Source organism: Legionella impletisoli, from assembly GCF_900639875.1.
Lineage (GTDB): Bacteria > Pseudomonadota > Gammaproteobacteria > Legionellales > Legionellaceae > Legionella_A > Legionella_A impletisoli.
Window position 1 is genome coordinate 1 of the sequence record NZ_CAAAIA010000017.1, and the last position, 1,348, is coordinate 1,348.

Sequence of the window (1,348 nt, forward strand, 5' to 3'; positions counted from 1 at the left end):
CCATAGATATCTACACAAAAAGAATAATTAGTATTTAATATGGGATTTTAGTAAAAGTGGATAATAATAAATGGATTTAGAGTTACGCCATAAAAAGCGTTATGAACAATTAGTAAGGTCGCATATGATAACGAGTGATATGCTAAGTGCCGGGGTAAAAAGTAGTTTAAAAAGCAGACAGTCATTTAATGAAACGCAAGCTGCATGGCGCTTTTTTAACAATGAGCGCTGTGAGCTTGGGGAGTTAGCCAAACCGCTGGTAGCGCATGGAGTAAAACATTCAGAAGACTGCGCTCAGTATGGATTAATGGTGCATGATTGGAGTGGCTTAAGTTATAAAAAACATACGAGTAAAAAAGACCGTTATGGAGTGCATAATGAGGAAGAATATGGATATGAGCTGCAAGCCAGTCTGTTATTAAATGATGAGACAGGGAGTCCCATAGCGCCTATTGCGTTAAATGTAGTGACTGCCGAGCGGGTATTAAGCACGTACACGAAGGAAGCTAACCGAGCAGCAACGCATATAGAAGAGCTTGCCAAGCGAATACATTATATCGAAGAACAGCCCTTTAAGACCCCTTTAGTTCATATAATTGATAGAGAAGGTGATTCCGTTGAGTTAATGCGAGCCCTTGAGGGGAAGAAATGGCTTATTAGGTGTCGAAGTAATAGCCATGTGACCTATCAAGATGTTTCGATAAGAGTTGATAAATTGGCGAATCAATTGGTCTTCAATCAAGCGCGAACGATACACTATAAAGGACAAGAAGCAAAACAATACTTGGCAAGTACCCAGGTATTAGTCACTCGAATGGCACAACCGAAAAGAAAAAAAGAAGGTAAGCCAAAACAAATAAAAGGAGAGGCTGTACCGTGCCATTTTATTGTAAGTAAAATTCAAAATAAAGAAGGTAAGATAGTAGCATGGTGGTATTTATTATCGAATGTAGAGGTCGATAGTACTACGCTTACGCTTTGGTATTATTGGCGTTGGTCTATTGAGACTTTTTTTAAGCTCCTTAAATCCGCAGGCATGCATTTAGAATCATGGCAACAAGAAACAGGCGAGGCGATTGCTCGTCGATTATTAGTAGCTTGTATGGCTTGTATTTTAGTCTGGCAAATAGCAGCAGCAAAAGGACCCGAAGCCGGAGAACTACGGACTCTATTAGTGCGATTAAGCGGGAAACAAATGAAATATGGCGTAGAATATACAAAATCAGCTCTTTTTACAGGGCTTTGTTCTCTTCTTAATGCACTCGATTTATTAGAACGATATGACCCAGGAGAACTTAAACAAATGCTTCGCCAAATAATAGGAGAAGCATTTGTGTAGATACCTATG

The 1,348-nt window shown here is 39.3% G+C and carries 1 protein-coding gene; it reads left to right on the top strand.

Features of this window, described 5'->3' with window-relative positions; translation table 11 throughout:
- Positions 1 to 70 precede the first annotated feature (70 nt).
- A complete protein-coding gene (locus tag E1O41_RS11655; RefSeq protein ID WP_131776831.1) occupies positions 71 to 1,339 on the top strand; it encodes a transposase in 1,269 nt (422 codons plus the stop codon).
- The last annotated feature ends 9 nt before the right edge of the window (positions 1,340 to 1,348 follow it).

Excerpts from the sequence above, each read along its gene's own strand:
- E1O41_RS11655 (WP_131776831.1), top strand. The coding sequence starts at position 71 with ATGGATTTAGAGTTACGCCATAAAAAGCGTTATGAACAATTAGTAAGG.